This window comes from Paramagnetospirillum sp., assembly GCF_058402745.1.
This window is the reverse complement of record NZ_JBZVFI010000011.1, coordinates 40,276-66,898: the sequence shown is the minus strand read 5'-3', so window position 1 is coordinate 66,898 and position 26,623 is coordinate 40,276. Positions and strand designations below refer to the sequence as shown.

The 26,623-nt window shown below is 67.5% G+C and carries 24 protein-coding genes and 1 tRNA gene; 11 read left to right on the top strand and 14 right to left on the bottom strand.

From position 1 onward, the window contains the following. Positions 1-7: 7 nt before the first annotated feature. The 4 genes from ACV4UZ_RS08415 to ACV4UZ_RS08400 are packed head-to-tail and all read right to left on the bottom strand — an operon-like array spanning position 8 to position 5,160. The gene (locus tag ACV4UZ_RS08415; RefSeq protein WP_491600445.1) at positions 8-1,651 is read right to left on the bottom strand and encodes a sensor histidine kinase; all 1,644 of its coding nucleotides are present in this window, start codon (positions 1,649-1,651) and stop codon (positions 8-10) included. 2 nt (positions 1,652-1,653) lie between these two features. After that, positions 1,654-3,543 carry a cobaltochelatase subunit CobT gene (cobT, locus tag ACV4UZ_RS08410; protein ID WP_491600444.1) on the bottom strand — a complete coding sequence of 630 codons (1,890 nt, stop codon included), beginning with the start codon at positions 3,541-3,543 and terminating at the stop codon, positions 1,654-1,656. Positions 3,544-3,560: 17 nt separating this feature from the next. Continuing rightward, complete coding sequence (gene cobS, locus ACV4UZ_RS08405) at positions 3,561-4,562, bottom strand: cobaltochelatase subunit CobS (protein ID WP_491600443.1); 1,002 nt, start codon at positions 4,560-4,562, stop codon at positions 3,561-3,563. Positions 4,563-4,587: 25 nt separating this feature from the next. Then, positions 4,588-5,160 carry a J domain-containing protein gene (locus ACV4UZ_RS08400; protein WP_491600442.1) on the bottom strand — a complete coding sequence of 191 codons (573 nt, stop codon included), beginning with the start codon at positions 5,158-5,160 and terminating at the stop codon, positions 4,588-4,590. Positions 5,161-5,298: 138 nt separating this feature from the next. Here ACV4UZ_RS08400 and ACV4UZ_RS08395 point away from each other — a divergent pair, with 138 nt between their 5' ends. Continuing rightward, complete coding sequence (locus ACV4UZ_RS08395) at positions 5,299-5,580, top strand: BolA family protein (RefSeq protein WP_491600441.1); 282 nt, start codon at positions 5,299-5,301, stop codon at positions 5,578-5,580. A 146-nt stretch (positions 5,581-5,726) separates the two neighbouring features. Here ACV4UZ_RS08395 and ACV4UZ_RS08390 read toward each other — a convergent pair whose 3' ends face one another. Beyond that, positions 5,727-6,479, bottom strand: a complete 753-nt coding sequence (locus tag ACV4UZ_RS08390; protein ID WP_491600440.1) for a tetratricopeptide repeat protein — start codon at positions 6,477-6,479, stop codon at positions 5,727-5,729. Positions 6,480-6,525: 46 nt separating this feature from the next. Here ACV4UZ_RS08390 and ACV4UZ_RS08385 point away from each other — a divergent pair, with 46 nt between their 5' ends. Continuing rightward, complete coding sequence (locus ACV4UZ_RS08385; protein WP_491600439.1) at positions 6,526-7,356, top strand: SDR family oxidoreductase; 831 nt, start codon at positions 6,526-6,528, stop codon at positions 7,354-7,356. Here ACV4UZ_RS08385 and ACV4UZ_RS08380 read toward each other — a convergent pair whose 3' ends face one another. The 4 genes from ACV4UZ_RS08380 to lptG form a co-directional block, all read right to left on the bottom strand. Then, positions 7,357-7,557, bottom strand: coding sequence for a hypothetical protein (locus tag ACV4UZ_RS08380; RefSeq protein ID WP_491600438.1), 201 nt, complete (start codon positions 7,555-7,557; stop codon positions 7,357-7,359). A 321-nt stretch (positions 7,558-7,878) separates the two neighbouring features. After that, positions 7,879-8,481, bottom strand: coding sequence for a cold-shock protein (locus ACV4UZ_RS08375; protein ID WP_085374424.1), 603 nt, complete (start codon positions 8,479-8,481; stop codon positions 7,879-7,881). A 127-nt stretch (positions 8,482-8,608) separates the two neighbouring features. Next, a complete protein-coding gene (locus ACV4UZ_RS08370) occupies positions 8,609-9,331 on the bottom strand; it encodes a phosphatase PAP2 family protein (RefSeq protein WP_491600437.1) in 723 nt (240 codons plus the stop codon). Next, positions 9,331-10,434, bottom strand: a complete 1,104-nt coding sequence (gene lptG, locus ACV4UZ_RS08365; RefSeq protein WP_491600436.1) for an LPS export ABC transporter permease LptG — start codon at positions 10,432-10,434, stop codon at positions 9,331-9,333. Before lptG ends, ACV4UZ_RS08370 begins: the two co-directional genes overlap by 1 nt. Positions 10,435-10,534: 100 nt before the next feature. Between lptG and ACV4UZ_RS08360 the strand changes: the two genes are divergently transcribed. The 4 genes from ACV4UZ_RS08360 to ACV4UZ_RS08345 all read left to right on the top strand — a co-directional run bounded on the left by ACV4UZ_RS08360 (position 10,535) and on the right by ACV4UZ_RS08345 (position 13,926). Beyond that, complete coding sequence (locus tag ACV4UZ_RS08360) at positions 10,535-11,101, top strand: cob(I)yrinic acid a,c-diamide adenosyltransferase (RefSeq protein WP_491600435.1); 567 nt, start codon at positions 10,535-10,537, stop codon at positions 11,099-11,101. 96 nt (positions 11,102-11,197) lie between these two features. Further along, a complete protein-coding gene (locus ACV4UZ_RS08355; RefSeq protein ID WP_491600434.1) occupies positions 11,198-11,947 on the top strand; it encodes an electron transfer flavoprotein subunit beta/FixA family protein in 750 nt (249 codons plus the stop codon). A gap of 112 nt (positions 11,948-12,059) precedes the next feature. Continuing rightward, positions 12,060-12,995 carry an electron transfer flavoprotein subunit alpha/FixB family protein gene (locus tag ACV4UZ_RS08350; protein WP_491600433.1) on the top strand — a complete coding sequence of 312 codons (936 nt, stop codon included), beginning with the start codon at positions 12,060-12,062 and terminating at the stop codon, positions 12,993-12,995. A gap of 52 nt (positions 12,996-13,047) precedes the next feature. After that, positions 13,048-13,926 (top strand): 3-hydroxybutyryl-CoA dehydrogenase, encoded by an 879-nt coding sequence (locus tag ACV4UZ_RS08345; protein WP_491600432.1) that lies wholly within the window; start codon positions 13,048-13,050, stop codon positions 13,924-13,926. A gap of 120 nt (positions 13,927-14,046) precedes the next feature. Here ACV4UZ_RS08345 and ACV4UZ_RS08340 read toward each other — a convergent pair whose 3' ends face one another. The 4 genes from ACV4UZ_RS08340 to ACV4UZ_RS08325 all read right to left on the bottom strand — a co-directional run bounded on the left by ACV4UZ_RS08340 (position 14,047) and on the right by ACV4UZ_RS08325 (position 21,844). Next, a complete protein-coding gene (locus tag ACV4UZ_RS08340; RefSeq protein WP_491600431.1) occupies positions 14,047-14,898 on the bottom strand; it encodes a hypothetical protein in 852 nt (283 codons plus the stop codon). Positions 14,899-14,974: 76 nt separating this feature from the next. Continuing rightward, positions 14,975-16,225: an OmpA family protein gene (locus ACV4UZ_RS08335; protein WP_491600430.1), complete on the bottom strand. Its 1,251-nt coding sequence runs from the start codon at positions 16,223-16,225 to the stop codon at positions 14,975-14,977. A 464-nt stretch (positions 16,226-16,689) separates the two neighbouring features. Then, entirely contained in the window at positions 16,690-19,392 is a 2,703-nt protein-coding gene (gene secA, locus ACV4UZ_RS08330; protein ID WP_491600429.1) for a preprotein translocase subunit SecA, read from the bottom strand. A gap of 124 nt (positions 19,393-19,516) precedes the next feature. Beyond that, a complete protein-coding gene (locus tag ACV4UZ_RS08325; RefSeq protein ID WP_491600428.1) occupies positions 19,517-21,844 on the bottom strand; it encodes a methyl-accepting chemotaxis protein in 2,328 nt (775 codons plus the stop codon). 248 nt (positions 21,845-22,092) lie between these two features. Between ACV4UZ_RS08325 and ACV4UZ_RS08320 the strand changes: the two genes are divergently transcribed. From ACV4UZ_RS08320 to ACV4UZ_RS08310, 3 genes are all read left to right on the top strand, one after another. Next, positions 22,093-22,177: transfer RNA gene (locus ACV4UZ_RS08320), tRNA-Leu, on the top strand. 65 nt (positions 22,178-22,242) lie between these two features. Continuing rightward, the gene (locus tag ACV4UZ_RS08315) at positions 22,243-22,473 is read left to right on the top strand and encodes a SlyX family protein (protein ID WP_491600427.1); all 231 of its coding nucleotides are present in this window, start codon (positions 22,243-22,245) and stop codon (positions 22,471-22,473) included. 16 nt (positions 22,474-22,489) lie between these two features. Further along, entirely contained in the window at positions 22,490-22,711 is a 222-nt protein-coding gene (locus ACV4UZ_RS08310) for a hypothetical protein (RefSeq protein WP_491600426.1), read from the top strand. Here ACV4UZ_RS08310 and ACV4UZ_RS08305 read toward each other — a convergent pair. Next, positions 22,708-23,430, bottom strand: coding sequence for a pyrimidine 5'-nucleotidase (locus ACV4UZ_RS08305; RefSeq protein ID WP_491600425.1), 723 nt, complete (start codon positions 23,428-23,430; stop codon positions 22,708-22,710). The two genes, ACV4UZ_RS08310 and ACV4UZ_RS08305, sit on opposite strands and share 4 nt — an antisense overlap. An 87-nt stretch (positions 23,431-23,517) precedes the next feature. Here ACV4UZ_RS08305 and ACV4UZ_RS08300 point away from each other — a divergent pair, with 87 nt between their 5' ends. Both ACV4UZ_RS08300 and ACV4UZ_RS08295 read left to right on the top strand, forming a co-directional pair. Continuing rightward, complete coding sequence (locus ACV4UZ_RS08300; RefSeq protein WP_491600424.1) at positions 23,518-25,200, top strand: sensor domain-containing diguanylate cyclase; 1,683 nt, start codon at positions 23,518-23,520, stop codon at positions 25,198-25,200. Beyond that, positions 25,197-26,486 carry a DUF2336 domain-containing protein gene (locus tag ACV4UZ_RS08295; protein ID WP_491600423.1) on the top strand — a complete coding sequence of 430 codons (1,290 nt, stop codon included), beginning with the start codon at positions 25,197-25,199 and terminating at the stop codon, positions 26,484-26,486. Before ACV4UZ_RS08300 ends, ACV4UZ_RS08295 begins: the two co-directional genes overlap by 4 nt. The last annotated feature ends 137 nt before the right edge of the window (positions 26,487-26,623 follow it).

Here is a 26,623-nt window from a genome sequence, read left to right as displayed (position 1 = left end):
GCCCGCATCACGCCGGAAACGTCACCGACACCACCGTTCCCTCGTCGACGAAGATGTGGGAGCGGCCGCCCAGCTGGCGGGCCAGGGCGCGGATCAGGCCGATGCCGATGCCGCGTCCCGGCTTGTCGGGCATGCCCACGCCGTTGTCGCGCACCGTGAAGTGCCATTCCCCCGCCTCGCGCACCAGGGTCACCCAGATGGTGCCCCGCCGTCCGTCCGAGAAGGCGTGCTTCATGGCGTTGGACAGCACCTCGTTGGCCAGCATGCCGAGCGGCACGGCGCGTTCCAGGTCCAGGGTGCCCTCCACCTCCACCTCGACGGTGACGCCGCCGGGCGCGGCGGCATAGGACCCGGCCAGCGCCTCGGCCAGCTTGCCGAAATAGGTGCCGAGATCGACGTTGGAGGCGAGGTTGCGCTCGTACAGGGTCTGGTGCACCAGACCCATGGAATGGATGCGGTCGAGCGCGTCCTTCAAGGTCGCCTTGACCTTCTCGTCGGTGACGTGCAGCGACTGCATGGTCAGCAGCGAGGAGATGACCTGAAGGTTGTTCTTCACCCGGTGGTGGACTTCCTGGAACAGCACGTCCTTTTCCGCCAGGGCGGAGGTCAGCTCGCGGGTGCGGCGCTCGCCGGTGGCCAGCAGCCGCGCCTCGTGCCGCAGGCTCTCGCCGGTGATGGCGGCCAGCACCAGCAGCAGCGCCATGGCGGTGGTGAACAGCAGCACGTTGCGCCTTGTGCGCACGCTCCATTCGCGGAACACCACCTCCGTGGGCATGCCCGAGGTGACCACCATCTCCAGGTCGGGAAGGTTGCGATAGGCCACCAGCCGCTCGATCCCGTCCACCACCGAGGTGGAGCGGTAGAGCCCGGCCGGCCCCTGGGAGAACCGGGTGAAGGGCGGCTTGGAGGTGTCGAAGCGGGTGAAGGTGGCGTCGGGCATGGGATAGCGCGCCACCAGCCCGCCATCCTGGCGCGATACCAGGAAGATGGAGCCGGGCTCGGGCTGCATGTCGCGGTAGAAATCGATGAAATAATCGGTTCGGATGGCGATTTCCCCCACCCCCACCGCGCGGCCGGACGGGTCGAGGATGGCCCGGCTGAAGATGATCACCCGCTCCTGGTCGCCGCGCCCGGGGACCACGGCGCTCATCACGGTGCGGCCCGGCCGGGCCAGCGCCAGGGTGAAGTAGTCGCGATGGGCGGCGCTGGCGGCGAACAGGCCCAGGCGGTCGGCGGCCAGCACCGGATCGCCGCGCTCGTCGTGGATGGCGATGGCGACGCCGTAGGGAAGATTGCCCAGCACGGAGTCCAGCCAGAGCTGCTCGTGGCGGGAGTTCTTGAGGCTGGCCAGCGGACGGCCCGCCACATGGTCGCCGATCATGCCGAGATTGGCGTGGGCGGTGCCGTGGGCGGCGCGGGTGTGGGATTCCAGCAGCCGGGCCGACAGGCTGAGATTGGCGTTCCAGTCGGCCAGGGCGACCTGATGGTCGAACCAGGTCAGGGTGCCCAACCCGGCCATGCCGCCCAGCACGGCGATGGCGGTGATCAGTCCGAGCAGCAGCCTCGGCTGCGGCAGGCGGGACGGGCGGGCGGGATCGGACTCCTTGTCCGTGCTGCCGGGTTGGTTGACCTCCACGCCGGCGCCGGTCATGGTCAGCCCGCCCGGCGCCGGCCGCCCGGGGCCTCGGCCTCGTCGTCGAACAGGGAGGTCAGCTGGCGCATCATGGTGCCGCCCAGTTCCTCGGCGTCCATGATGGTGACGGCGCGGCGATAGTAGCGGGTGACGTCGTGGCCGATGCCGATGGCCACCAGTTCCACCGGCGAGCGGTTCTCGATATAGGCGATGACGTCGCGCAGGTGCTTTTCCAGGGTGTTGCCGGGATTGGCCGACAGCGTCGAATCGTCCACCGGGGCGCCGTCCGAGATGACCATCAGGATGCGTCGCTGCTCGGACCGCGCGATCAGGCGCTCATGCGCCCACATCAGCGCCTCGCCGTCGATGTTCTCCTTGAGGATGCCTTCCTTCAGCATCAGGCCGAGATTGCGCCGCACCCGGCGCCAGGGAGCGTCGGCCGCCTTGTAGACGATGTGGCGCAGGTCGTTGAGACGGCCGGGATTGGCCGGCTTGCCCTCGGCCTGCCACTTCTCGCGCGCGCTGCCGCCCTTCCACGCCCGGGTGGTGAAGCCCAGCACCTCCACCTTGACGCCGCAGCGCTCCAGGGTGCGGGCCAGGATGTCGGCGCTCATGGCCGCCACGGTGATGGGGCGGCCTCGCATGGAGCCGGAATTGTCGATCAGCAGGCTGACCACGGTATCGCGGAAGTCGGTGTCCTTCTCGATCTTGAAGGACAGGGAATGCATGGGGTTGGCGACGATGCGCGCCAGGCGTCCCGTGTCGAGCATGCCCTCTTCCAGGTCGAAATCCCAGTTGCGGGTCTGCTGCGCCATCAATTTCCGCTGCAGGCGGTTGGCCAGCTTGGACACCACGCCCTGCAGGTGTGAGAGCTGCTGGTCCAGCTGGCGGCGCAGGCGGTTCAGATCCTCCGATTCGCACAGATCCTCGGCGGTGACGATCTGGTCGAACTGGGTGGTGAAGGGCTTGTACGGCCGGTCCTGCATGGCGGCCGAATTGGACAGCTGTTCCTGGCTCTGCTTGGACGGGCCGCCCGGCTCCTCGGTGCCCGAGCCGGTCAGCATCATCTCCTCGCCGTCGCCCTCGCCCTCGTCCTCGCCGCTGCCTTCCGACGAGCCGGGGGCCTGGGTGTCGCCTTCCTGCTGGGGGCCCTGGCCCTCCTGCTCGCCTTCCTTTTCCTGGCCGGCGCCCTGGGCCTCCTGCTCCTGTCCGTCTTGCTGCGAATTCTCGGATTCGTCGGCTTCCGACGGCTGGTCGGTGCCGAAATCCAGGTCGCGCAGCAGCCGGTGCAGGCCCTTGGCGAAGGCCTCCTGGTCGCGCAGCAGGTCCTTCAGCGCGTCCAGCGTCGGGCCGGCCTTGGCCCTGATCTCGTCGCGCCACAGATCCACGGCGGTGCGGGCCGAGGGCGGCGGCGGAAGGCCGGCGAAGACCTCGCGCGCGATCAGGCGCATGGCGTCGGCCAGCGGCACCTGCTCGCGCTTCACCGCGCGGTCCAGGCCCTCGGCGCGGGCCTTGACCTCCAGCACCTCGGCGATGTTCAGGGCCGCGCCGGGCATCAGCCGCGCCCCCAGGGCCTCGACCCGGGCCTGCTCGACCATGTCGTAGATCTTGCGGGCGTCGGGCAGCTGCGGCATGCGGCGCACGTGGACGGTGTCGTCATGGTAGCGCAGCCGAAGCGCGATGGCATCGGCGGTGCCCCTCAGCCGGGCCAGGTCCGAGGCCAGGATGGTGCGCGGCGGCGCGGGCAGGCGGATTTCCGTGCCGCGCACGCTGCCGTTGCCGGCGGCGAAGCCCACGTCCAGCTCGGGCTGGCCGGACATGGCCTTCAGGGTGGCGGCGGTGGCGCGGCGGATGGTGTCGCCGACGCTTTCACCCCTGCTGCCGTCCTTGCCCGTGGAGTTCTGCTGCAAGATCTCTCCCCAGGCCCTTAGGCCAGCATGCGGGCCGGCCCCTCGGGCAGGTCCGTGCCGAAGCAGCGCTGGTAGTACTCGGCCAGGATGGGCCGCTCCACCTCGTCGCACTTGTTGAGGAAGGTCACGCGGAAGGCGTAGCCGTGGTCGGTGAAGATGCGGGTGTTCTCGGCCCAGGTGATCACCGTGCGCGGGCTCATCACCGTCGAGATGTCGCCGTTCATGAAGCCCTGGCGGGTGAGATCGGCCAGCATCACCATCTTGGACACCAGGTCGCGGCCCTCGGGGGTGTCGTATTCCTTCAGCTTGGCCACCACGATGGAGCATTCGTCGTCGTGCGCCAGGTAATTCAGGGTGGCGACGATGTTCCAGCGGTCCATCTGGCCCTGGTTGATCTGCTGGGTGCCGTGGTAGAGGCCGGTGGTGTCGCCCAGGCCCACGGTGTTGGCGGTGGCGAACAGGCGGAAGGCGGCGTGCGGCCGGATCACCCGGTTCTGGTCGAGCAGCGTCAGGCGGCCCTCGACCTCGAGGACGCGCTGGATCACGAACATCACGTCGGGGCGGCCGGCGTCGTATTCGTCGAACACCAGGGCGCAGGGATGCTGCAGCGCCCAGGGCAGCATGCCTTCGCGGAACTCGGTGATCTGCTTGCCGTCCTTGACCACGATGGCGTCCTTGCCGATCAGGTCGATGCGGCTGACGTGGCTGTCCAGGTTGACGCGGATGCACGGCCAGTTGAGCCGGGCCGCCACCTGCTCGATATGGGTGGACTTGCCGGTGCCGTGATAGCCCTGGACCATGACGCGGCGGTTATAGGCGAAGCCGGCCAGGATGGCCTTGGTGGTGTCGGGATCGAAGCGGTAGGCCGGGTCCACGTCGGGCACGTGCTCGCTGCCCACCGAGAAGGCGGGGACCATCATGTCGATGTCGATGCCGAACACCTCGCGGGCGGACACCTGGGTGTCGGGCATGGCGAGCGGATGGTCGGAGGCAAGCGGGCTCTGGGTCTTGGAGGTCATACTCTCGTCCTTGGGGGGCTGCTGCTTACAGGCTCAGGCTGAGCTTCAGGGTGTTGTAGGCGTGGTTGATGCGCTTGAAGCGCTCCTCGGCTTCCTTGTCGCCGTTGTTGGCGTCGGGATGGTGCTGCTTGACCAGCTCCTTGTAGCGGGCCTTCAGCGCCTCGGCGGTGAGCGGAGGGCTGAGGTCCAGCACCGCCATGGCCTCCTCCTCCGGGGTGGGCACGCGGGCCTTGGGCCGCGCCTCCTCGGTGGCGGTGTCCTCGAACACCTCGAAGGGGTCGTGGATGGTGTAGGCGAACTTGCGCCGGGCGCCCTGAATCCCCAGCGGCCAGGTGGGGCGCTGCCAGGTGGTGTCCTTGCGCAACTCGGCCTCGATCTCCTCGGCGCCCATGCCCTCGTAGTAGTTCCAGGCGGAATTGTACTCGCGGACGTGGTCCAGGCAGAACCAGTAGTAATCGGTCAGCCGGTCGCGGGCCTGGGGGGCGCGGTACTCGGCCTCCAGCGCGCAGCCGGGATGGTCGCAACGGCGGGTGGCCGGTTGCGCCGGAGTGGGGCCGAAGGCCGGCCGCCAGGATCTGCGGGCGTTGGTCGCTTTCATGGCACCGGTCATAATGGAGGCTCGAAAGCGCCAAGGCAAGGTGCCTGCGGAAAATGCGGCCCTGCCGAACGGCCTCTTGACGGCGGGCTCCGCTGGCCCCAATTGGGGAGGGTTCAAACGGGCGAAAGGGCCTTAGACATGCAGGTGACACCGGTGATGCGCAAGAAGCTCGAGGACGGGCTGGCTCCGTCCCGCCTGGACATCATCGACGAATCCCACCGTCATGCCGGGCATGCCGGGCACAACCCGCAAGGCGAAAGCCATTTCCGCCTGGAAATCGTCTCCGAGGCCTTCGCCGGCAAAAGCCGGGTGGAGCGTCACCGCATGGTCAACGCCCTGCTGGCCGAGGAACTGGCCGGCCGCGTCCACGCCCTGGCGCTCACCACGCTGACCAGGGACGAGGAGGCGCGGCGGCTTTAGGGAACAAGGTCCGAATCCCGGTAATCGGTTCTGTCATCCCGAGCGAAGCCGAGGGATCTCCGTCTGGACCATCGGTACCGGTTCTGAAACGCCGTTCCAGGATGAGATCCCTCCGCCCAAGGGCGTCGGGATGACAGGAGAGAAGATCACTTCACCGTGACGTCCATCATCTCCAGGTTCCGGCGCGCCGTGTCGGCGGCGGTGCTTTCGGGCGCGGCGGCGATGGCCTTCATCCAGTCCTCGCGGGCGCCGGCCCGGTCGTCCTCCAGGCGGCGGATGATGCCGCGCTCCAAGAGGGCGTCGGGAAAGGCCGGGTCCAGCACCAGGGCACGGGCCAGGTCCTCCTTGGCCAGGTCCGGCTTGTCCAGGTAGCGGTAGGCCACGGCGCGCAGCACCATGGCCTCGATGCGGTTGGGCTGGGCCTTCAGCAGGGTGCCGAGCAACTCCGCCACCTCGGCGTAATGGCTGACCGAGGCCAGCGTCACCGCCTTGTCCAGCATCAGTTCGGGATGGCCGGGGACCAGCTTCAGGGCGGTGTCCTGGACGGCCAGGGCCTGTTGGGGCTTGCCGGCCAGCAGCCAGGCCTGCCCCGCCTGGGCCAGCATTTCGGCGCGCAGGGTTTCCTCGCGCCGGCTGGACGAGGCCAGGGCCTCCAGGCGCCTGGCCGCCTCCTCGTACTTGCCCAGTCCGATCAGGGCGACCGCCGCGCAATGCCGCGCCGGCTCGCCGCCGCCCAGGGACGCCCAGGCCAGCGCCTCCTCCCAGCCGTCCTCGGGCTTGGCGCGGGCCAGATTCAGGCAGGTGCGGTATTCCATCTTCGGGTTGATGGTCTCGGCCGGGGCGGGGGCGGGCAGCCACAGCAGCGGCAACAGCAGCAGGGGGATGGCGTATGGTCTCATGGGGCGGTAGTCTCGCCGATTGTGCGCAGGGTGCAAGGGAAGAGAGATGGCCAAGCGATTTTTCCTGTTCGGGCTGGGCTTTTCCGGCCGGGTGATCGCCCGCCGGCTGGCCGGGGCGGGGTGGGAGGTGACCGGCACCAGCCGCTCGGGCGAGGCGGTGGACTGCCCCGGTGTGCGGGTGCTGCCCTTCGACCGTGGCCATCCGCTGCCGGCCGGCTGCCTCGACGGAATCGACGCGGTGCTGTGCTCGGTGCCGCCGGACGGCGACGGCGATCCGGTGCTCGACCTGATGGAGGGGGCCATCCGGGCGGCCTCTCCCGCCTGGGTCGGCTATCTCTCCACCACGGGGGTCTATGGCGACCATGGCGGCGGACCGGTGGACGAGGACACGCCGCCCAATCCCGGCCTCGACCGGTCCCGCCGGCGGCTGGCCGCCGAGACGCGCTGGCGCGTCCTGGGGGCGCACATCTTCCGGCTGGCGGGAATCTACGGTCCCGGCCGCTCGGCGGTGGATAGCGTGCGGGCCGGCCAGGCCCGCCGGGTGGTCAAGCCCGGGCAGGTGTTCAGCCGCATCCATGTGGAGGACATCGCCGCCGCCGTGCAGGCCTCGCTGGCCCAGCCCCGGCCCGGGGCCATCTACAATCTGTGCGACGACGACGCGGCCCCGCCGCAGGACGTCATCGCCCATGCCTGCGCCCTGCTGGGGGTGGATCCGCCGCCGGAAATTCCCTGGGAGGAGGCGCGGACGACCCTGTCGCCCATGGCGCTCAGCTTCTACGCCGACAACAAGCGGGTGGACAACGGGCGGATGAAGCGGGAGCTGGGCGTTCGCCTGCTCTACCCCACCTACCGCGAGGGGCTGCGGAGCTGCCTGTGACTACTTGGCCGTATCGGCCCCGGTGGCCGGCGGGGCCGCGACGGCGAGAGGCGACGCGGCGCGCACGGCCTTGGTCAGGGCCTTGCCGGCGGCATAGGCGGGGGTGAGATAGGGGCCACGGTTGTCGGCGACGCGCACCGGCTCCAGTCCCATGCCCTTGAGGCAGTCATAGATTTCGCGAAGTTCCGCGGGTCCAAGCATTCCAGTTCCTCGCCCAATTCCTTGGTCAGGCATCCCCCTTAGGAGACAGTCTGCACCGAAACGGGGGTGGAATGCGACAGGTTTTTGTGCGATGCAGCATAAATGCGGTTACCACTTACTTGCGTAAATCGCAGTCTGCGCGCAAGAAAATTTCAAGTGGCAAAAAAGTGGCGGGACCCGGCTCATCACCGTGTCCCGCCCAATCTCAGGGAGACAAAGCAGTAATGAGTATTGTGGTACCAGAATGCCGGATTCAAATCAAGCAAATTTCCTCGAGATCGGACCAGGCCCTCCGTATGGGGGAGGGCCTGGCTCTACGACCTAGAGGATCGCGACCGTATCCGCCTGCGGGCCCTTCAGCCCCAGGGTGGTGGTGACGCGAACGCGCTGACCGGATTCCAGGGTCTTGATCCCCGAGCGCTCCAGCGCCTTCACGTGGACGAACACGTCCTTGCCGCCCTCGTCGCAGGCGACGAAGCCGAAGCCCTTCTCGGCGGAGAAGAACTTGACCACACCCTCGACGGTCTGGGTCGGGCCGCGCTCTTCCCGGCGGGGGGCGCGCGGCGTGGCGGTGGTGCTGTCCACTTCATGGACCATCACCACCTGCGGGCCGCGCTGGCCGGCGCCGAGGTCCACCACCAGGGTGGCGCCTTCGGCGACCTGGGTCAGGCCGGCGCGCTCGAGAGCGGAGATGTGCAGGAAGGCGTCCGGGCTGCCGTCGGAGGGGGCGACGAAGCCGAAGCCCTTGGAGGCATTGAACCACTTCACAGTGGCGGTGACGTTCGCCTGACTGACCATCTGACGGTCAAAAGAGCTCGGTGCCATCGGCCGCGACGGGCGCGGATCGAAAGCCGGTTCGCCAAAGTCGTCCCGACGACCGCGACCGCGCTCGCCCCTGCCATGATTATCTCGGTTCCATGCCATGTGTCATTCTCGTCGTAAGTAAACAAAATCCCCCGCACCCACGCGAGGGCATTCCGCCCGGCCCGTGCGCGCCAAGGTCAGCCTGAACCTATATCATTACCTGAGAATCAGGCCTCCGCATAGGGGCTTACGGGCCGGAAACGGCCTCCTGATAACTATTTTTTTGTGCTGCACTGCGGTCGTCGGGGCGAATCAGCCGGTACAACCCCATGGTGATGGCGACGACGATGACGCCGGAAAACGCGACGTCGGACAGGAAATGCCCGCCCTGGGCGATGCGGACCAGACCCATGGCGGCGCCGAACCCGAAGGCGGCGGCCAGGGCGGCGGCGCGGCGGCGCGGCGGGGCCAGCAGGGCCAGAGACACCGTCCAGAAGCCCAGCGCCGCGTGGCCCGAGGGGAACGAGCAATTGTCCGGGCACTGGTCCGAGAGGGCCAGGGCGGGGGTGAACTGGCGGGCGGGCTGGTGCCCGGCGTTGAACTCGGCGATGGTCGAGGGGCGCGCCCGGCCCCAATTGTCCTTGAGGACCACATTGACCACCAGGCCGGGTCCCAGGGCCAGGGATGCCACCACCATCAGCGCCATGCGCGGGCGGATGCCGGCCACCGGCCTCTTGACGAAAGCGGCCGCGACGCCGGCCAGGGCGATCAGCCCGGCGGCGGCGAACAGGAAGATGGGCAGGATCTTGCGGGCGAATTCCCCCAGGGGATGGATGCGGAAGGGAAAGCCGCGGCTCGCCGCGTCGAAGAACAGGGCCGAGACGGCGATGTCGATGCCGGGAAACAGCACCAGGGGCACCAGGGCGAGAATGGCCCAGGTCCACGGATTGCGCAGCAGGCCAGACGCCATCAGCCGTCCTCGAGATGGAACAGCCCCGACAGGCCGATCAGTCCGGCGACCAGGGGGGGCGTCCAGGCCGCCAGGGTCTGCGGCAGGGTGGCCGACAGACCCAGGGCGTAGATCACCTTGGAGAAGAAATAGACGGCGAAGCCGGCGGCCACGCCGGCGCCGATGCGGGCCAGCAATCCGCCCGACCTTGTGTTGGGCCGCAGCGAGAACACCGCCGCCATCAGCACCATGCCGCAATACAGCACCGGCGAGGCCAGCAGCGACTGCAGGTACAGGCGATGCTTGTTGGCGGTGAAGCCGGCCCGTTCGAAGAAACGGATGAAGCCGGGCAATTGCCAGAAGGACAGGGTCTCGGGCGCGGCGAAATTGTCGTGGATGCGCGACAGGGTCAGCTGGGTGGGAATGCGCATCTGCTCGAGAAAGACCGACGGCTTGCCGCCTTCCATCACCCAGGCGCGGCGCACCTCGAAGGTGCCGTCCACCAGCGAGGCGGATTCGGCGGCGATGCGCTGGTGGAAATGGTCGGGGCGGTCGTAGAGGAAGAATTGCGCGTCCCTGAGGTGCAGGACCAGGCCGTCCTGGCGCACGGATTCGGAATAGACCACCATTTCGCCGTCGTTGTGGGGCTCGCGCAGCCACAGCCCGCCCTCGGACAGGTCGAAGGCGCTGGGCTTGTTGCTCAGCAACTCGTCCTGCAGGCGTTCGTAGCGGCCGTACATGGCCGCCGCCATGGGGTTGAAGGCGGTGATCTCGAACACGCCGAACACCCCGGCCACGAACAGCACCGGGGTGATGAACTGCCAGACCGAGATGCCGGCGGCGCGGGCCACCACCAGCTCGTGGGTGCGGGTCAGGCGCCAGAAGCACACCATGGCGCCGATCATCACCGCGAAGGGCAGCACCGTGTGCAGCATCTGGGGCAGCTTGAAGAAGGCCATCAGCAGGATGGTGCCGATTCCCAGATCGGGGCGGGCGGCGGCGCGGCGGATCAGCTCGATGACGTCGAACAGCAGGATGATGCCCAGGATCACCAGCAGCACGGTGGCAAAGGCCGAGGCGAACTGACGCCCGATATAGCCGCTCATGATGGGGGATAGACGCATGGTGCCGGAAATTCGATGCCGTTCGGTGAAAGCCGAGTATAGAGGTTTCCCGCCTCCCCGTGTCATAAACCTTTTCGGCAGACAGCAAGGAAACGAGGCGATGGTCACGCTGACGCGCATCTATACCCGGACGGGCGACAAGGGCAAGACCTCACTGGGCGACGGGACCAGGGTGGACAAGCACGCCCTCAGGGTCGAGGCCTATGGCACGGTGGACGAGGCCAACGCGGTGATCGGGCTGGCCCGCCTGCATGCCGGCCCCGAGATGATGGGGCTGCTGGAACGGCTGCAGAATGACCTCTTCGACCTGGGGGCCGATCTGTGCACCCCTGCCGCCGCCGACGAGGCCCCGGGGGCGCGCCTGCGCGTCGTCCAGTCCCAGGTGGACCGGCTGGAGGCCGAGATCGACGCCGCCAACGAGACGCTGGCGCCGCTCACCTCCTTCATCCTGCCCGCCGGCTCTCCGTTGGCCGCCCACCTGCATCATGCCCGCACCGTGGTGCGCCGCGCCGAGCGCCTGATGGTCGCCCTGGCCGAAATGGAGACGGTCAGCCCGACGGCGATCATCTACGCCAATCGCCTGTCCGACCTGCTGTTCGTCCTGGCCCGCCTCGCCAACGGCAATGGCGCCGCCGACGTGCTTTGGGTGCCGGGGGGTGCGCGTTGACAACCCCAACCTCCCGTCATATTGTGCAATGCAATAGTAAATTCCGCCCGGCGATGCCGATTTATCCGCACTCCGGATTAGAGGATTGAAAGACAAATGAAAGTCCTGGTCGCGATCAAGCGGGTGATCGATTACAACGTCAAGATTCGGGTGAAGTCGGACGGGTCCGGGGTCGAGACCCAGAACGTCAAGTTCTCCATGAATCCGTTCGACGAGATCGCGGTGGAAGAGGCGGTTCGCCTCAAGGAAGCCGGCAAGGCCACCGAGGTGGTGGTGGTGTCGGTGGGCCCGGCCGCGTGCTCCGAGACCCTGCGCACCGCGCTGGCCATGGGCGCCGACCGGGGTGTTCTGGTGCAGACGGACGACGAGGTGCAGCCGCTGGGCGTCGCCAAGGTGCTGAAGGCCCTGGTGGCCAAGGAATCCCCCGGCCTGATCATCCTGGGCAAGCAGGCCATCGACGACGACAGCAACCAGACCGGCCAGATGCTCGCCGCCCTGCTGGGCTGTGCCCAGGGCACCTTCGCCAGCAAGGTGGAGATCGGCGCCGATGCCGTCACCGTGACCCGCGAGGTCGATGGCGGCCTGGAGACGGTGACCCTCGTGCTGCCCGCCGTGGTGACCACCGACCTGCGCCTCAACGAGCCGCGCTACGCCAGCCTGCCCAACATCATGAAGGCCAAGAAGAAGCCCATCGACACGGTGTCGCCGGCCGATCTGGGCGTCGATGTCAGCCCGCGCCTAGTGACGCTGAAGGTGGAAGAGCCGCCCAAGCGCAAGGCCGGCATCAAGGTGGCCGACGTGGCCGCCCTGGTGGACAAGCTGAAGAACGAAGCGAAGGTGATCTGAACCCGGCTGTCATGCTGAGCGCGAGCGAAGCATCTTTCAGCCGCTGTTGGCGACGATCTTGGTGAAAGATCCTTCGCCTTCGGCTCAGGATGACGCGAAAGAGGACGAACGAATGACCATTCTGGTTCTGGCAGAGCATGAAGGCGGCGCTCTCAAATCCGCCACGCTGAACACCGTCACCGCCGCGACCAGGATCGGCGGCGAGGTCCATGTGCTGGTGGCCGGTTCCGGCATCGGCGCGGTGGCCGAGGCCGCCGCCAAGGTGGCGGGCGTCGCCAAGGTGCTGAGCGCCGATTCCGCCCTCTACGCCAACCATCTGGCCGAGCCCCTGGCCGCCCTGGTGGTCAGCCTCGCCGGCGGCTACAGCCACATCCTGGCCCCCGCCACCACGTCGGGCAAGAACGTCAGCCCCCGCGTCGCGGCGCTGCTGGACGTGGCGCAGATTTCCGAGATCACGGCGGTGGTGTCGCCCGACACCTTCGTGCGTCCCATCTATGCCGGCAACGCGCTGGCCACCGTGCAGTCCAAGGACGCGGTCAAGGTGATCACCGTGCGCGGCACCGGCTTCGAGGCGGCCGCCGCCACCGGTGGCTCCGCCGCGGTCGAGACGGTCGCGGCCGCCGCCGATCCCGCCCTGTCCTCCTTCGTGGACAGCCAGCTCAGCAAGTCCGAGCGCCCCGAACTGACCAGCGCGCGGGTCATCATCTCGGGCGGGCGCGGCATGCAGTCGGGCGACAACTTTCCCCTGCTGGAAGCGGTGGCCGACCGCTTGGGCGCCGCCGTGGGCGCCAGCCGCGCCGCCGTGGACGCCGGCTTCGTCCCCAACGACTTCCAGGTGGGCCAGACCGGCAAGATCGTCGCCCCCGACCTCTACATCGCCGTCGGCATCTCGGGCGCCATCCAGCACCTGGCCGGCATGAAGGATTCCAAGGTCATCGTCGCCATCAACAAGGACGAGGAGGCCCCCATCTTCCAGGTCGCCGATTACGGCCTGGTGGCGGATCTCTTCAAGGTGCTGCCTGAACTGGCGGCCGAACTGAACAAGTAACCCTCGAGCAACCTGCCCAACGGCAAACGCCCTACCATCCGGGAGCCCAACAATGACTGCTATCAAGAAGATCGGTATCATCGGCGCGGGCCAGATGGGCAACGGTATCGCCCATGTCTGCGCCGCCTCCGGTTTCGACGTGATCCTGCTGGACATCAGCGACGAGGCCCTGAAGAAGGGCCTGTCCACCATCACCAAGAACCTGGACCGCGCCGTTTCCAAGGGCAAGCTGACCGAGGCCGACAAGGCCGCCACGCTGGGCCGCATCAAGCCGACCACCGCCTATGCCGATTTCTCGGACAGCGATCTGGTCATCGAGGCGGCCACCGAGGACGAGAAGATCAAGCGGGCCATCTTCGCCCAGCTCTGCCCGGTGCTGAAGCCCGAGGCCCACATCGCGTCGAACACCTCGTCGCTGTCCATCACCCGCCTGGGCGCCGCCACCGACCGTCCCGCCAAGTTCATGGGCATGCACTTCATGAACCCGGTGCCGGTCATGCAGCTGGTCGAGCTGATCCGCGGCATCGCCACCAGCGAGGAGACCTTCTCCCTGGTGCGCGAGATGACCCTGAAGCTGGGCAAGAAGCCGGTCTCGGCCGAGGACTTCCCCGCCTTCATCGTCAACCGCATCCTGCTGCCCATGATCAACGAGGCGGTCTACACCCTGTACGAGGGCGTCGGTTCGGTGACCTGCATCGACACCGCCATGAAGCTGGGCGCCAACCACCCCATGGGCCCGCTGGAACTGGCCGACTTCATCGGCCTGGACACCTGTCTGGCGGTGATGCAGGTGCTGCATGACGGCCTGGCCGACACCAAGTACCGCCCCTGCCCGCTGCTGGTGAAGTATGTCGAGGCCGGCTGGCTGGGCCGCAAGACCGGCCGTGGCTTCTACGACTATACCGGCGAGACTCCGGTTCCGACCCGCTAAGCGGTCGAAGTCCGAAAAAAGAGAAGGGCGGGAGGCCACGGCTTCCCGCCCTTTTCGTTAGGCATTACCCAAAAAAGAGCGGGCCGTTTCCGGCCCGCTCCGTATCGCTTCCATTCCGTCCTATTTGGCGCGGGGGCAGCGGTCGCCGTAACCGTAGCCGTAACCGCAGCCGTACCCGTTGCCATGCCATCCGTGGTGACGCCAGTGGTCGCCACGCCAGGTATAGGCGTAGGGGTTGGCGATCTGCGGCTTGATCACTGCCACCGCGGAGGTGGGCAGGGGGGCCTTGGCCAGGGAGGGGAGACCGTCGGTGGGGTTGGAGAAGGGAACCACCGTCACCGTCAGGTAGCGGCCGTCCTTGAAGGCATCCGTCCGGACGTAGGTCTTGGTGTTGTAGACCACCACACCGGTGTTGGCGGTCCAGCCGCTGTGTGGAACGGCGGTGAGCAGGGCGGCATTGAAGCGGCGCTGCCAGACGTCGGTGACGTAGACGATCTCCTCCTGGGCGTTGGTGGGCCGATAGCGGCTGCCCAGATGGTTGATGATGTCGGGCGAGTAGCTGGGCACCATGCCGTGGGCCTCGTCGGTGACCGTCACCTCCAGATCCTGGCCGCCGGCATCCTTCAGCGCCGCGCTGATCAGCGGCACGTCGGTGACGAAGTTGGAGGTGATCACCGACTTGTAAAGGGTCTGGTTGACGGTCTCGACCACCGGCCGGGTGCGGGGATCGAAGGCGTTGGCCACCGGCTCCAGCACCTGCAGGCTCTTCTCCGCCTTGTTGTAGACGGCGATGGTGCCGACCAGGGCGGTCAGGTCGTTCTGGTAGGAAATGGCGGCGGCATTGAAGCGCAGCTCGCCGGGAGGAACCAGATTGGTGGGCTTGGCCTCGCTGGCGTAATAGATGCCCGAGCATCCGCCCAGAGCGGGCATCAGGCAGGCGACCATCGCGGCGATACGGGATGTCTTCATCATGTTTGCTCCCACAGTCGTATGCGGCCGGGCGCCGGTCCGGCCCCTTGGGGGGCCGGGGCGCCGGCAGCCGGGTCGATCAGAAGTCGAAGAGAATCTCGACGCGACGGGCTCGCCCGTCATGGCCGGGCCCCCATCCGCCGCCGGGCGCGCTTTCCACCGCTGCGGCCGAGCCGCCCAGCCGCCCGATCTCGGCAGCCACAGCCTGGGCCCGTTCGCGGGCCAGACGGGTGTTGGTCGCCGCCGAGCCGGTGCTGTCGGTGAAGCCGATAACCCGAACGGACTTGGGCTTCAGATCCTTCTGGGCGGCCACGACGGCCTTCAGGCGCTCGATGTCGTGGGTGCCCAGCCGGCTGGAGCCGGGAGTGAAGAAGACAACATAGGCGTTGCGGCCCCAATGGCCCCAGCCATATCCGCCGCCCCAGCCATAGCCGGCACGGTCGCCGTAGGCATAACCGCCGTAGCCGTAGCCGCGGGACCAGGGCGTTCCAGCCAAGGCGATTTCGACGCGGCGGTTCTTGGCCTCGCCCTTGTTGTCGGTGGTGGCGACGGCAAGGCTGCCCTCGCCCAGGGCTCCTTCGGAAATCATTCCGGGCGGGACACCTTCCTTGGTCAAGGCGCCGACGACCGCGTCGGCACGGTGCCGGGCCAGCCGCATATTGGCCTCGGCGGTGCCGACCGTGTCGGTATGGCCGGTGACCGAAACCATGGGAGCATGCAGCTGCGCCTGGGCGGCGGCGGCTTCCTTCACCGTCTGCAAGGCTTGGGGCGACAGCTTGGCCGACCCCGAGTCGAAGGCGACCGAGAAGGACCGGCGCACCTCGGCGGCCATGGCATTGGTGGGGGCCGGCTTCTTCAGCATCGGCTCATGGGCCAGGAAGGTGGTGCGGCAGGGACCGGCGGCATTGCCTTCGGCCTCCTGCTCCAGCCAGCAATCAAAGGCGACCTGGGCCTTGGCGGCGGCGGCGGGAACCCGCTCGGCGGCTCCGGAGGCAAGGTAGGACACCAGACGGCCGCGGGCCGCGCCCAGTTCCGGCTGGCGCGGGCCGGGAATCGGCCGCAGGGTCAGTTCATCCGGCTGAACCACTTCGCCGGCCGCAACGCGCAAGGCCTTGCGGGCCGTCAGCGAGGCGTCGCGCCATTCCACTTCGGGGACGGCCTGCTGCAGCGTGTAGGCCTTATATTCCTGAAAAAGAGCCTGGGTGAAGGGAGTGCCCGCAGGCGTAGGGGAGCCCAGGACCTTGTAAACGTCGGAGACGTCCGCAGGGGTGGCGCAGGCGGCCAAGGCCGCAGTGGCGCCCAAGCCTGCCCAGCGTGTGATCTTTTTCATGTCTCACTCCTCGTTTCATCGATGGCAGCGACATCATTAAGTTCGGCTGGGCGTGATCGGCGGACTTTCTCTAAGCGGTTCCTGACAATTCAGAGTGGCGAAAATTAAATCGGAGACGGATTGTCACCCCGAGCCTGAGGCGAAGGGTCTTTCAGGCACCCGCGGCAAACGCCCGGGGCTGAAAGATGCTTCGCCGTACTCGGCATGACAGCGCGTTTCATATTTGAGGCCCGCCCCTCTAGTGCGATCTCGAAAAAGACTGAGTCCGGCACCGATGGCAATAGGCGCCACAGGCTGCCCGTCTAAATTTTGACCGCCTCCCCATCCAGCGGTGTTTAGAATATTTTAAGATATTGCTTTCGGCCAGCCAAATTTGTCGAGGAGAGGATATTGCCGGGACGGCCGCTCCTCGCCCGCAGGCGGGCGAGGAATCGAAGCCCAGTGATGACGGCATCAAGGATGGCTCAGCCCACCGCCCCGTGGCAGTGCTTGTACTTCTTGCCCGAGCCGCAGGGGCAGGGGGCGTTGCGGGGCGTGGCGCCCCAGGTGGCGGGGTCGTTGGGGTCGACGGCGGTGCTGCGCTGGGAGAGCGCCACCGCGCCGCCGCCGCCGGAGAAGGCGGGGTCCTCGCGGGTTTCCTGGGTGCGGCTGGGCCGCTGGGGCGTCAGGGCCTGTTCTGCCTCCTCCTCGTTGGAGAAGCGCAGCTGGACATGGGCCATGATCGAGGTGACGCGCTCGCGCAGGTCGAGCAGCATCTGCTCGAACATGTTGAAGGCTTCGCGCTTGTACTCGTTGAGCGGATCGCGCTGGGCATAGGCCCTGAGCGAAATGCCCTGGCGCAGATGGTCGAGCTGCAGCAGGTGTTCCTTCCACGCCTGGTCGAGGATCTGCAGCAGCATGCTCTTTTCGACCATGCGCATGGTTTCGGGGCCGTATTCGGCGGCCTTGGCCGCCGCCTTGCGGTCGGCGTGGTCGGTGATGCGCGAGCGGATTTCCTGGTCGGCGATGCCTTCCTCCTTGGCCCAATCGGCGATGGGGAGGTCCAGGTTGAAGACGCGCAGCACTTCCTCGTGCAGCGCCGCCGTTTCCCACTGGTCGGCATAGGCGCGTTCGGGGATGAAACGGCCGACCATCTCGGCGATGACCTCGTGGCGGAAGGCGACGATCTCTTCCGAGACGTCGTCGGCGCTCATCAGGTCCTTGCGCTGTTCGTAGATGACCTTGCGCTGGTCGTTCATCACGTCGTCGAACTTCAGCAGGTTCTTGCGGATGTCGAAGTTGCGGGCCTCGACCTTCTGCTGGGCCTTTTCCAGGGCCTTGTTGATCCAGGGATGGACGATGGCCTCGCCATCCTTGAGCCCCAGCTTCTGCAGCATGCCGTCCATGCGCTGCGAGCCGAAGATGCGCATCAGATCGTCTTCCAGGGACAGGAAGAACTTGGAGGCGCCGGGATCGCCCTGGCGGCCCGAGCGGCCGCGCAGCTGGTTGTCGATGCGCCGGCTCTCGTGGCGTTCCGAGCCGACCACGTAGAGGCCGCCGGATTCGCGGACCTTCTGCTTGTTGACCTCGATCTCCGCCTTGATGCCGTCGATGCGCCTGGCGCGCTCGGCCTCGTCCTTGATCTCGGCCAGTTCCATGCGGATGCGCATGTCCAGGTTGCCGCCCAGCTGGATGTCGGTGCCGCGGCCCGCCATGTTGGTGGCGATGGTCACGCCGCCGGGCACGCCGGCCTGGGCGACGATATAGGCTTCCTGCTCGTGGTAGCGGGCGTTCAGCACCTGGTGCGGGATCTTCTTCTTCTTCAGCATGTCCGAGAGCAGCTCGGACTTCTCGATGGAGGTGGTGCCCACCAGCACCGGCTGCATGCGGCCCCGGCACTCCTCGATCAGGGCGACGATGGCCTCGTACTTCTCGCGCGCGGTGCGGTAGACCTCGTCGTCGAAATCCTTGCGGCTGACCGGCAGGTTGGTGGGAATTTCCACCACTTCGAGATTGTAGATTTCCTGGAACTCGCCGGCCTCGGTCATGGCGGTGCCGGTCATGCCGGCCAGCTTGGGGTAGAGGCGGAAATAGTTCTGGAAGGTGATCGAGGCCAGCGTCTGGTTCTCGTTCTGGATGGTGACGCCTTCCTTGGCCTCCAGCGCCTGATGCAGGCCCTCGGAATAGCGGCGGCCTTCCATCATGCGGCCGGTGAACTCGTCGATGATGATGACCTTGTCATTCTTGACGATGTAGTCCACGTCGCGGGTGAACAGCTTGTGGGCGCGCAGGGCCTGGTTGACGTGATGGACCAGGGAGACGTTGCCGATGTCGTAGAGCGTGCCCTTCATCAGGCCGGCGGCCTGCAGCATCTCTTCCACGTGCTCGGTGCCGCGGTCGGTGAGCGTCACGGCGCGCACCTTCTCGTCCTTCTCGAAATCCTCGGCCACCAGGGACGGCATCAGCTTGTCCACCAGCCGGTACAGCTCGGAATTGTCCTCGGTGGGGCCGGAGATGATCAGCGGCGTGCGCGCCTCGTCCACCAGGATGGAGTCCACCTCGTCGACGATGGCGTAGTTGAAGGGCCGCTGGACCATTTCCTCCAGGCGGAACTTCATGTTGTCGCGCAGATAGTCGAAGCCCAGCTCGTTGTTGGTGCCGTAGGTGACGTCGCAGGCATAGGCGGCCTGACGCTCGACATCGTCGAGGCCGTGGGTGATGACGCCGACGGTGAGGCCGAGGAAGCGGTAGATCTGGCCCATCCACTCGGAATCGCGGGTGGCCAGATAGTCGTTGACGGTGACCACGTGGACGCCCTTGGCCGACAGGGCGTTGAGGTAGACCGGCAGGGTGGCCACCAGGGTCTTGCCTTCACCGGTGCGCATCTCGGAGATGCGGCCCTGGTGCAGGACCATGCCGCCCAGCAGCTGAACGTCGAAGTGGCGCTGCCCCAAGGTGCGCTTGGCGGCTTCGCGCACCGTGGCGAAGGCTTCGACCAGCAGGTCGTCCAGTTCGGTGCCGTTCTCCAGGCGCTGGCGGAACTCGGCGGTCTTGGCCTTCAGTTCGTCGTCGGAAAGCTTCTCGAAGGCCGGCTCGAGGGCGTTGATCGCCTCGACATGCTTTTTCAGCGGCTTGAGAACTCGGTCGTTGGCGGTTCCGAAGATCCGCCGGGCAAGGGCGCCGAACATGAAGCTTCCCCAAAGGTAAGAGAGCAGGCCCGGGAAGGGGCCTATCGCGACCGGCAAGAGATAGAGGCCGGCCCGCCTTCTGTCAATGTCGCGGGCCGGTTCGGGGCCGATGGAATGCCGGTTTTCAGGCGGCGCGGCGCAAGGCCACGGCCATTTCCTCCAGCAGGGCGAGGACCTGATGCGACGTTTCGTTCAGCAGCTCCACCTCGGCCAGGGCCGCCTCCACCTCGCCACGGGCATGCAGTTCCAGGGCCCGCTTGCCGTGGGCGTGGACCGCCTGGTGGGGTTCCTTCAGGCGGGCATAGGCGGACAGGCCGGTCAGGCGCCCGTCGGTCAGGGTGTCGTACCACTTGCCCAGGCGGCAGGCATGGTGGTCGGCCAGCCGGTCGGGCGTCAGGTCGTTGCGGCCCATGATGCGGTCGATGATGGAGCGCTTGAAGCGGATATGGTCGTTCTTGGCCACCTGCAGCAGGGTTTCGGCCGTGCCCAGCTTGGCGAAATCCTCGGCGCGGCGATCCAGCACGCCGGCCGCCTCGGTCATGGCGCCCAGCACCTGGGCGATCTCTTCCAGATTGTGCTCGGACAGGCTGGCGATTTCGCCGGTGGCGGCCGAGACCTCGGCGGCGGCGGCGTTCTGCTGGCTGAGAATGCCGGCGATGTCGTGCATGCGCCGCGTCACGCCGTCGATGCGCCCGGCGATGGCTTCCAGTCCGCCGGTGACCTGACCCACCGCCGCCATGCCGTCGTTGGCGGCACCGCGCGACCGCTCCATGGAGGCGCGGGCGCCGTCCATGTCGGCGACCAGGGCCTCGATGCGCGAGCGGATGTCGATTGTGGCCTTGGCGGTCTGGTTGGCCAGGGTCTTGACCTCGCCGGCCACCACGGCGAAGCCCTTTCCCGCCTCGCCCGCCCTGGCGGCCTCGATGGTGGCATTGAGCGCCAGCAGGTTGGTCTGGCCGGCGATGGCCTCGATCTGGTCGATGATGGCGGCGATCTGATCCGAGGCCCCCGAGAGGGCCTCGATCTTGGCGCCCACGTCCGACACCGCCTGCAGCAGCCCGTCCATGGCCCGGCGGGCGGCGGCGGTGGCGGCGACGCCCTCCCGGGCGGCGGCCTCGGCGTCGGAGGCCTCGCCGGCGGCGATTTCCGAGGACTGGGCAATGGTGTTGACTGAGGCCACCAGCTGTTCGATGGCGCTGGCGATGGACTGGCTCTGCTCCGAGGCGCGACGCACCGAGCCCGACATGCGGGCCAGTACCACGCCGGCCTCGTTGCTCTGCATGGCGGCCTCGACGATACCCTCCAGCTGCAGCTGCATGCCGTCCTTGAGGGATTTCTGCCCGCTTTCCAGCTCGGCCAGGCTTCGCTGCTGGGATGCCTCCAGTTCGGCGGTGCGCTCCACCTCCTTCTGCACCACCTGGACGGCGCGGGCCATGTGGCCGATCTCGTCGTTGCGCTCCTGGCCGGGAATGGTCACCGCGAAATCGCGCCGGGCGATGCGGTCCATGGCGGCGCTCATGGCGAGCACCGGACCGGTGATGGACCGGCTCAGCACCATGCCCAGAATCGCCGCCACCACGACGGCGCCCAGGATCAGGGCGGTCATGGTGCGGCGCGCCTCGGACAGCTGGGCGGCGTAGTGGGAGGCGTCCATGGCGATCTCGGCCACGCCGAGCGGCCTGCCGCCGTAATCCTTGACGGCGCGGCCCAGCACGGCGACGCGCCCGCCCTTGCCGTCCTCCATCGCCTTGATGACGTCCCGGCCGCCCAGGGCGGCGGCGATTTCCTCGGGCGACAGCGCCGAATTGCCGATGGTGCCGGCGAAGACCTTGAACCCGTCCTTGGCCTTGACGTGCAGCGCCACGTCGACGCCGAACGCCTTCTTGAACTCGGCGAAGAAGGGCTGGCCGAAGGACAGGCCGAACTCCACCGATCCCACATGCTTGCCATCGTCGAACAGCGGCATCAGCCCGCGCACCCCCAGCCCGGCCACGCCGTATTCCAGGCCGTGGGTGGGCTTTTGCGTGGCGTTGGTCTCCACCACGGTCTGGCGGATGGCGGACAGGTCGTCGCCGAACTTGGCGGGCGCATGGGCGCGCAGGAACGAGGTGGCGGGCGGCGTGTGGAACTGGAACTGCTCGATGCCGAACGGGGCGGCGATGGCCTTGAAGGTGGGAACCATCTGGGCGGCCAGGGCCTCGCGGTTGCCGGTGGCGACCAGATGGGGAATTCCGGGCAGGTTGGCCACCAGCGCGGCCATGGCCTTGGCCTGATCGGCGGCGCCGCCGATGGAATCGGACAATTGCTCGAAGCGGCCCATCAGCTCGCGCTGCTCGGCCTGTTCGATCAGGGAGACCGCGTGGCTGTTGCCGAACCATCCCAAGGCAGCGGCGGTGCCCACCGACATGGCGACCAGGGCGGCGCCAAAGCGCGCGGCAATTCCAAAGGCCATGGATTGTTCGTCCCTTTCCCTGAAACGTTGCGTCCATTCACTGGTGCAGCGCAGGCGTCCAGGTGGCCCGGGTCACCTGTCTCGCACGCCAGGAACGCATAGATGCAAAACAAATCCCTCATAAGAGGCGAACATTATTTAATCCAAATGTCTTAATATTAGCAACCGGTGATTTGGTCTGACCATTTTCGCCCAACCGGCGCTTGGGACGTGGGCAAGGCTGGGTTATAAGAAGCCCACTCCCCCAAGGCCCCTTGGCGGAACTGGTAGACGCAAGCGACTTAAAATCGCTCGCCTTCGGGCGTGCCGGTTCGATTCCGGCAGGGGCCACCAAAGCATGGGACGCTGTCGGAAGATCGGGCGCCAAACGTTTCGCGGCGATGGAAGAGGGATCGGGAATGACTGACGAGGCCTGGGGCGACGAAGTGAGCCGGCGTCTTGTCGCCCTGGAAAGCCGGCTCTCCCACCATGAGGTCATGGCGGAGGAATTGTCCGAGGTGGTGGCTCGGCAGGGGCGAACCATCGACGATCTCACCACCGAAATTCGTCGTCTGCGTGTTCGTCTTGCCGCGGCGGAGGCCGGTTATACGGCTTCACAGCAAGATGAGAAGCCTCCACCGCATTATTGACCTTATGGGGGATCCGATGATCGGAAACGACGGAAAGCCGGTGACGCGTGATCAGATCCGGGCGGCCATCGCCACATACAATTGCGGCAATCGCGGTTCCAGGGAATTCGCAGCCATCCCTCGCGCTCTGGTTACCATCCTTGACAATCTTGCGGTGGGTAAGACCGCTTACGTCAAAGGTGGCGACGGACAGCTTCAGATCACGCGTCGGAAAGACAAATCCATCGCCGCCACCTAAGGCTTGCCTGCTGCCCGTTCCAGCCAGGCGGCCAGGTCGTCGGTGACGTGGTGGACGTGGGCGAGGTCGCCCGTGTCCTGGCCCAGCACCTCGGTGTCGGGGTGGCCGTCCTCCCTGACCCACAGCGTGGTCATGCCGATGGCGGCGGCGGGACGCAGGTTGCGGTGGATGTCCTCGACCATCAGCGCGCCGCGGGGATCGACGGCGTGGCGGTCGATCATCAGCTGGTAGCATTCGGGCTGGGGCTTGGGGATGAAGCGCGCCGCCCTTATGTCGAAGATGCCCTCGAAATGGCGCGTCAGCCCCAGGCGGGCCAGCACGTTCTCGGCGTGGCGCTCCGAACCGTTGGTGAAGATCAGCTTGCGCCCCGCCAGCGCCGCCAGGGCGGCGTCGAGGCGCGGGGCGGCGTCCAGCACGGTGCAGTCGATGTCGTGGACGAAGGACAGGAACTCGTCGGGCTCGATCCTGTGCATCAGCATCAGCCCGCGCAGGGTGGTGCCGAATTCGCGATAGTAGCGCTTCTGCAGCGCGAAGGCGTCGTCCAGCGACAGGTGCAGGCGCTCGGCGATGAAGCGGCGCATGCGCACGTCGATCTGGGGGAACAGGCTGGACGACGCCGGATAGAGCGTGTTGTCCAGGTCGAACACCCAGGTCTCGATGCGCGACAGATCGGGAAAGTCCTTGTCCATGGGCAAGACGTAGCGCGCTCCGGCCCCCAAGGCAAGCCATCCCCCTTTAGGGGATCGTTAAGCGCACATACCTATGTTAAGGAGGATGGACGGCAAGATGAGCTGGAACGAGAGCCGATGAGCGCAACGGGAGAGGTGTCGAGGGGGAAGTCCTCGCATGGAGGGCGTCCTGGCGTTGTCCTGGGGGCGGACGGGCTGAACGCCCTTCCCGGGCCGGCGGTGCTGCTCGACCGTGACGGCGCCATCGTCACCGCCAACGGCCGTGGCGAGGCGCTGGCCCAGGCCGTGGCCCAGGACCGGCTGGGCTGCCTGTCCGCCCTGCTGGCCCAGCCCGGCGCCACCTCGGTGGAAAGCCTGCCGCTGGCCACCGGCGGCACCCTGATCCTCGATCTGGTGTCCATCCCCGCCGATGCCGGCCAGACCATCCTGTTCGGCCGCGACGTGACGCTGGAGCGCAATCTGCGGGCCGCCCTGGTGGAATCGCGCCAGCGCTACAAGGATCTGGTGGAGATTTCCAGCGACTTCGCCTGGGAGACCGGGGCGGACGGCCGCTTCGTCTTCGTCAGTCCCAAGGGCGCGCTGGGCTTCGCCGCCGACGAGCTGGTGGGGCGCCGTCCCGCCGAGTTCGTGCTGCAGGAAGAGGAATCCCACGGTCCCGGACCGTTCGAGGCGGTGGCGCCCGTCGAGGACATCGAGGTGTGGATGCGGCAAAGCGACGGCCAGCCGCTGTGCCTGCTGGCCTCCTCCACCCCCATCCGCGGCGACGGCGGCGAATGGCGCGGCGCGCGCGGGGTGTGCCGCGACGTGACCCAGGAGCGGCTGCGCGACGCGGCGCTGTCTCGCGCCAACAACCGCGAGCGCCTGCTCAGCTACATCGTGCGCACCATCCGGGACGAAGTGGACCCCGCCGACATGCTGAAGGCGGCGGCCGAGGCCACCGCCCGTGCCCTGGGCGCCACCGGCTGCCAGATCTTCCGCATCCAGTCCGACGATTCCGATTTCGCGCTTTCGGCCGATTACGGTCAGTTCGGCGACGCCAAGGCGGTGCTCGACACCTTCGAATCCACGGACCATTACGATTCCGACCTGGGCGAGTGGCGGGTGCTGGCCAGCGTGTGCCGCTACCGCCATTCCATTAACGGCGCGGTGCTGCTGTGGCGGCAGATGAGCCGCGCCGCCTGGAGCGACGACGACCGCCTGCTGATCGACGACGTGGCCAATCAGGTGGGACTGGCGTCCGAGCAGATCACCAATCACGAGCGCATGGTCAAGCTGTCGCGCACCGATGGACTGACGGGCCTGTTCAACCGCCGCGCCTTCTTCGAGGAAATCGCCCGGCGCTTCCACCGGTTGCGGCGCGAGGGCCGGCCCGCCGCGCTGATCTACGTGGATCTCGACAATTTCAAGGCGGTCAACGACGTCCACGGCCACCAGACCGGCGACGAGGCATTGCTGGCGGTGCGCGACATGATGCTGCAGCACACCCGCCCCATCGATCTGGTGGCCCGCCTGGGCGGCGACGAATTCGCCATCTGGCTGGAAGCCGCCGAGGAGCGCATCGCCATCAAGCGCTGCCAGGATCTGCTGGAGGCGGCCAAGGACCTGGACCGCTTCTCCGGCGGGGCGGACAAGCCGCTGGGCTGTTCGCTGGGCGTGGCGGTGCATGGCGGCGGCGAAACGGAAACCATCGAGGAATTGATCGCGCGGGCCGACAAGGCCATGTATCAGGTCAAGCGCAGCGGCAAGGGCGCCTGGCACATCGCGCCGTCTTGCGGCGGTAGGGAGGGGGGCGAAGCGTGAGCGGCGGATTCCTCAAGCGGCTGTTCGGCGGGGGCGGGCGCAAGGGGCCGCTGGACTATGAGCAGGCCAAGCAGCTGGCCGCCCATCCCGATTCCAAGATCCGCGCCGAGCTGGCCGGCCGCGACGACGTCAAGGCCGAGATCCTCTACTTCCTGGCCGAGGATACCGATGCCGAGGTGCGCCGTCAGGTGGCGGCCAATCCCCACGCTCCGGCCCAGGCCAACCTGCTGCTCGCCACCGATTCCGACGACGCGGTGCGCGGCGACCTCGCCGCCAAGATCGCCCGCGTGGCCCCCGGCCTGTCCCCCCACGAGCAGGACCGCCTGCGTCGCATGACCTACGAATCCCTGGAGATGCTGGCCCGCGACCAGATCCCCAAGGTGCGCCAGATTCTGTCCGAGGCGCTGCAGGACGTCGCCGGGGCGCCGCCCGACGTGATCCGCCGGCTGGCCCGCGACGCCGAACTGGTGGTGGCCGGTCCGGTGCTGCAATTCTCGCCGGTGCTGACCGACGACGACCTGCTGGAAATCATCGGGGGCGGCCCCATTCCCGGCGCGCTGGCCTGCATCTCGCGGCGTTCGGTGGTCAACGTCAAGGTGGCCGACGCCATCGCCGCCACCGACGACGTGGAGGCCATCGCCGTGCTGCTGGGCAATCCCTCCGCCCAGATCCGCGAGGAGACCCTGGACCGCCTGGCCGACCGCGCCGCCGATATCGAGGCCTGGCACCGGCCCATGATCGAGCGCCCGCAGCTGTCGGCCCGCACCGCCCAGAAGCTGGCCCGTTTCGTCGCCGCCAACCTGCTGCAGACCCTGGCGGCGCGCAAGGACCTGGACCCCGACGCCATCGCCGCGGTGGCCGCCGTGGTGTCGCGGCGCATCGACGAGATCGAGGGCGATGGCGGCGCCAAGGGCGAGGCCAGGCGCGACGCCGACGAGGCCGCCGCCCTGCAGCGGGCCCGCGCGCTGCATGCCGCCGGCCAGCTGGACGAGACGGCCATGGACACCGCGCTGTCCTCGGGCGATCACGCCTTCGTCACCGCCGCCCTGGCGGTGCTGTCGGGATTGCCGCCCAAGGCGGTGCGCAAGGTGGTCTACACCAAGAGCGCCAAGGGCATGGTGGCGGTGACCTGGAAGGCCGGGCTGTCCGCCGGCTTCGGCAGCCAGCTGCAGGGCAAGCTTCTGCGCCTGTCGGTGTCCAAGGTGCTCAACCCCATGCAGGGCGACCACCCCCTGTCGGTGGCCGAGATGGAGTGGCAGCTGGAATTCTTCGGGGCGGGGGAATAGGGGCGTCGGGCGGTCAATCCGCGCCGTCCTTGTTCTCGTCATGCCCGGACTTGATCCGGGCATCCACGTTGCTCCACCTGGAATAGCGCCAAACGGCTCCACGTGGATGGCCGGGTCGAGCCCGGCCATGACGCAAA

Excerpts from the sequence above, each read along its gene's own strand:
- ACV4UZ_RS08340 (WP_491600431.1), bottom strand. The coding sequence starts at position 14,898 with ATGATGAAGACATCCCGTATCGCCGCGATGGTCGCCTGCCTGATGCCC.
- lptG (WP_491600436.1), bottom strand. The coding sequence starts at position 10,434 with ATGCGTCTATCCCCCATCATGAGCGGCTATATCGGGCGTCAGTTCGCC.
- ACV4UZ_RS08390 (WP_491600440.1), bottom strand. The coding sequence starts at position 6,479 with ATGAGACCATACGCCATCCCCCTGCTGCTGTTGCCGCTGCTGTGGCTG.
- ACV4UZ_RS08350 (WP_491600433.1), top strand. The coding sequence starts at position 12,060 with ATGACCATTCTGGTTCTGGCAGAGCATGAAGGCGGCGCTCTCAAATCC.
- ACV4UZ_RS08400 (WP_491600442.1), bottom strand. The coding sequence starts at position 5,160 with ATGAAAGCGACCAACGCCCGCAGATCCTGGCGGCCGGCCTTCGGCCCC.
- ACV4UZ_RS08300 (WP_491600424.1), top strand. The coding sequence starts at position 23,518 with ATGAGCGCAACGGGAGAGGTGTCGAGGGGGAAGTCCTCGCATGGAGGG.
- ACV4UZ_RS08380 (WP_491600438.1), bottom strand. The coding sequence starts at position 7,557 with ATGCTTGGACCCGCGGAACTTCGCGAAATCTATGACTGCCTCAAGGGC.
- ACV4UZ_RS08395 (WP_491600441.1), top strand. The coding sequence starts at position 5,299 with ATGCAGGTGACACCGGTGATGCGCAAGAAGCTCGAGGACGGGCTGGCT.
- ACV4UZ_RS08335 (WP_491600430.1), bottom strand. The coding sequence starts at position 16,225 with ATGAAAAAGATCACACGCTGGGCAGGCTTGGGCGCCACTGCGGCCTTG.
- cobS (WP_491600443.1), bottom strand. The coding sequence starts at position 4,562 with ATGACCTCCAAGACCCAGAGCCCGCTTGCCTCCGACCATCCGCTCGCC.
- ACV4UZ_RS08415 (WP_491600445.1), bottom strand. The coding sequence starts at position 1,651 with ATGACCGGCGCCGGCGTGGAGGTCAACCAACCCGGCAGCACGGACAAG.
- ACV4UZ_RS08360 (WP_491600435.1), top strand. The coding sequence starts at position 10,535 with ATGGTCACGCTGACGCGCATCTATACCCGGACGGGCGACAAGGGCAAG.
- ACV4UZ_RS08370 (WP_491600437.1), bottom strand. The coding sequence starts at position 9,331 with ATGGCGTCTGGCCTGCTGCGCAATCCGTGGACCTGGGCCATTCTCGCC.
- secA (WP_491600429.1), bottom strand. The coding sequence starts at position 19,392 with ATGTTCGGCGCCCTTGCCCGGCGGATCTTCGGAACCGCCAACGACCGA.
- ACV4UZ_RS08345 (WP_491600432.1), top strand. The coding sequence starts at position 13,048 with ATGACTGCTATCAAGAAGATCGGTATCATCGGCGCGGGCCAGATGGGC.
- ACV4UZ_RS08375 (WP_085374424.1), bottom strand. The coding sequence starts at position 8,481 with ATGGCATGGAACCGAGATAATCATGGCAGGGGCGAGCGCGGTCGCGGT.
- ACV4UZ_RS08310 (WP_491600426.1), top strand. The coding sequence starts at position 22,490 with ATGATCGGAAACGACGGAAAGCCGGTGACGCGTGATCAGATCCGGGCG.
- ACV4UZ_RS08355 (WP_491600434.1), top strand. The coding sequence starts at position 11,198 with ATGAAAGTCCTGGTCGCGATCAAGCGGGTGATCGATTACAACGTCAAG.
- ACV4UZ_RS08325 (WP_491600428.1), bottom strand. The coding sequence starts at position 21,844 with ATGGCCTTTGGAATTGCCGCGCGCTTTGGCGCCGCCCTGGTCGCCATG.
- ACV4UZ_RS08315 (WP_491600427.1), top strand. The coding sequence starts at position 22,243 with ATGACTGACGAGGCCTGGGGCGACGAAGTGAGCCGGCGTCTTGTCGCC.
- ACV4UZ_RS08385 (WP_491600439.1), top strand. The coding sequence starts at position 6,526 with ATGGCCAAGCGATTTTTCCTGTTCGGGCTGGGCTTTTCCGGCCGGGTG.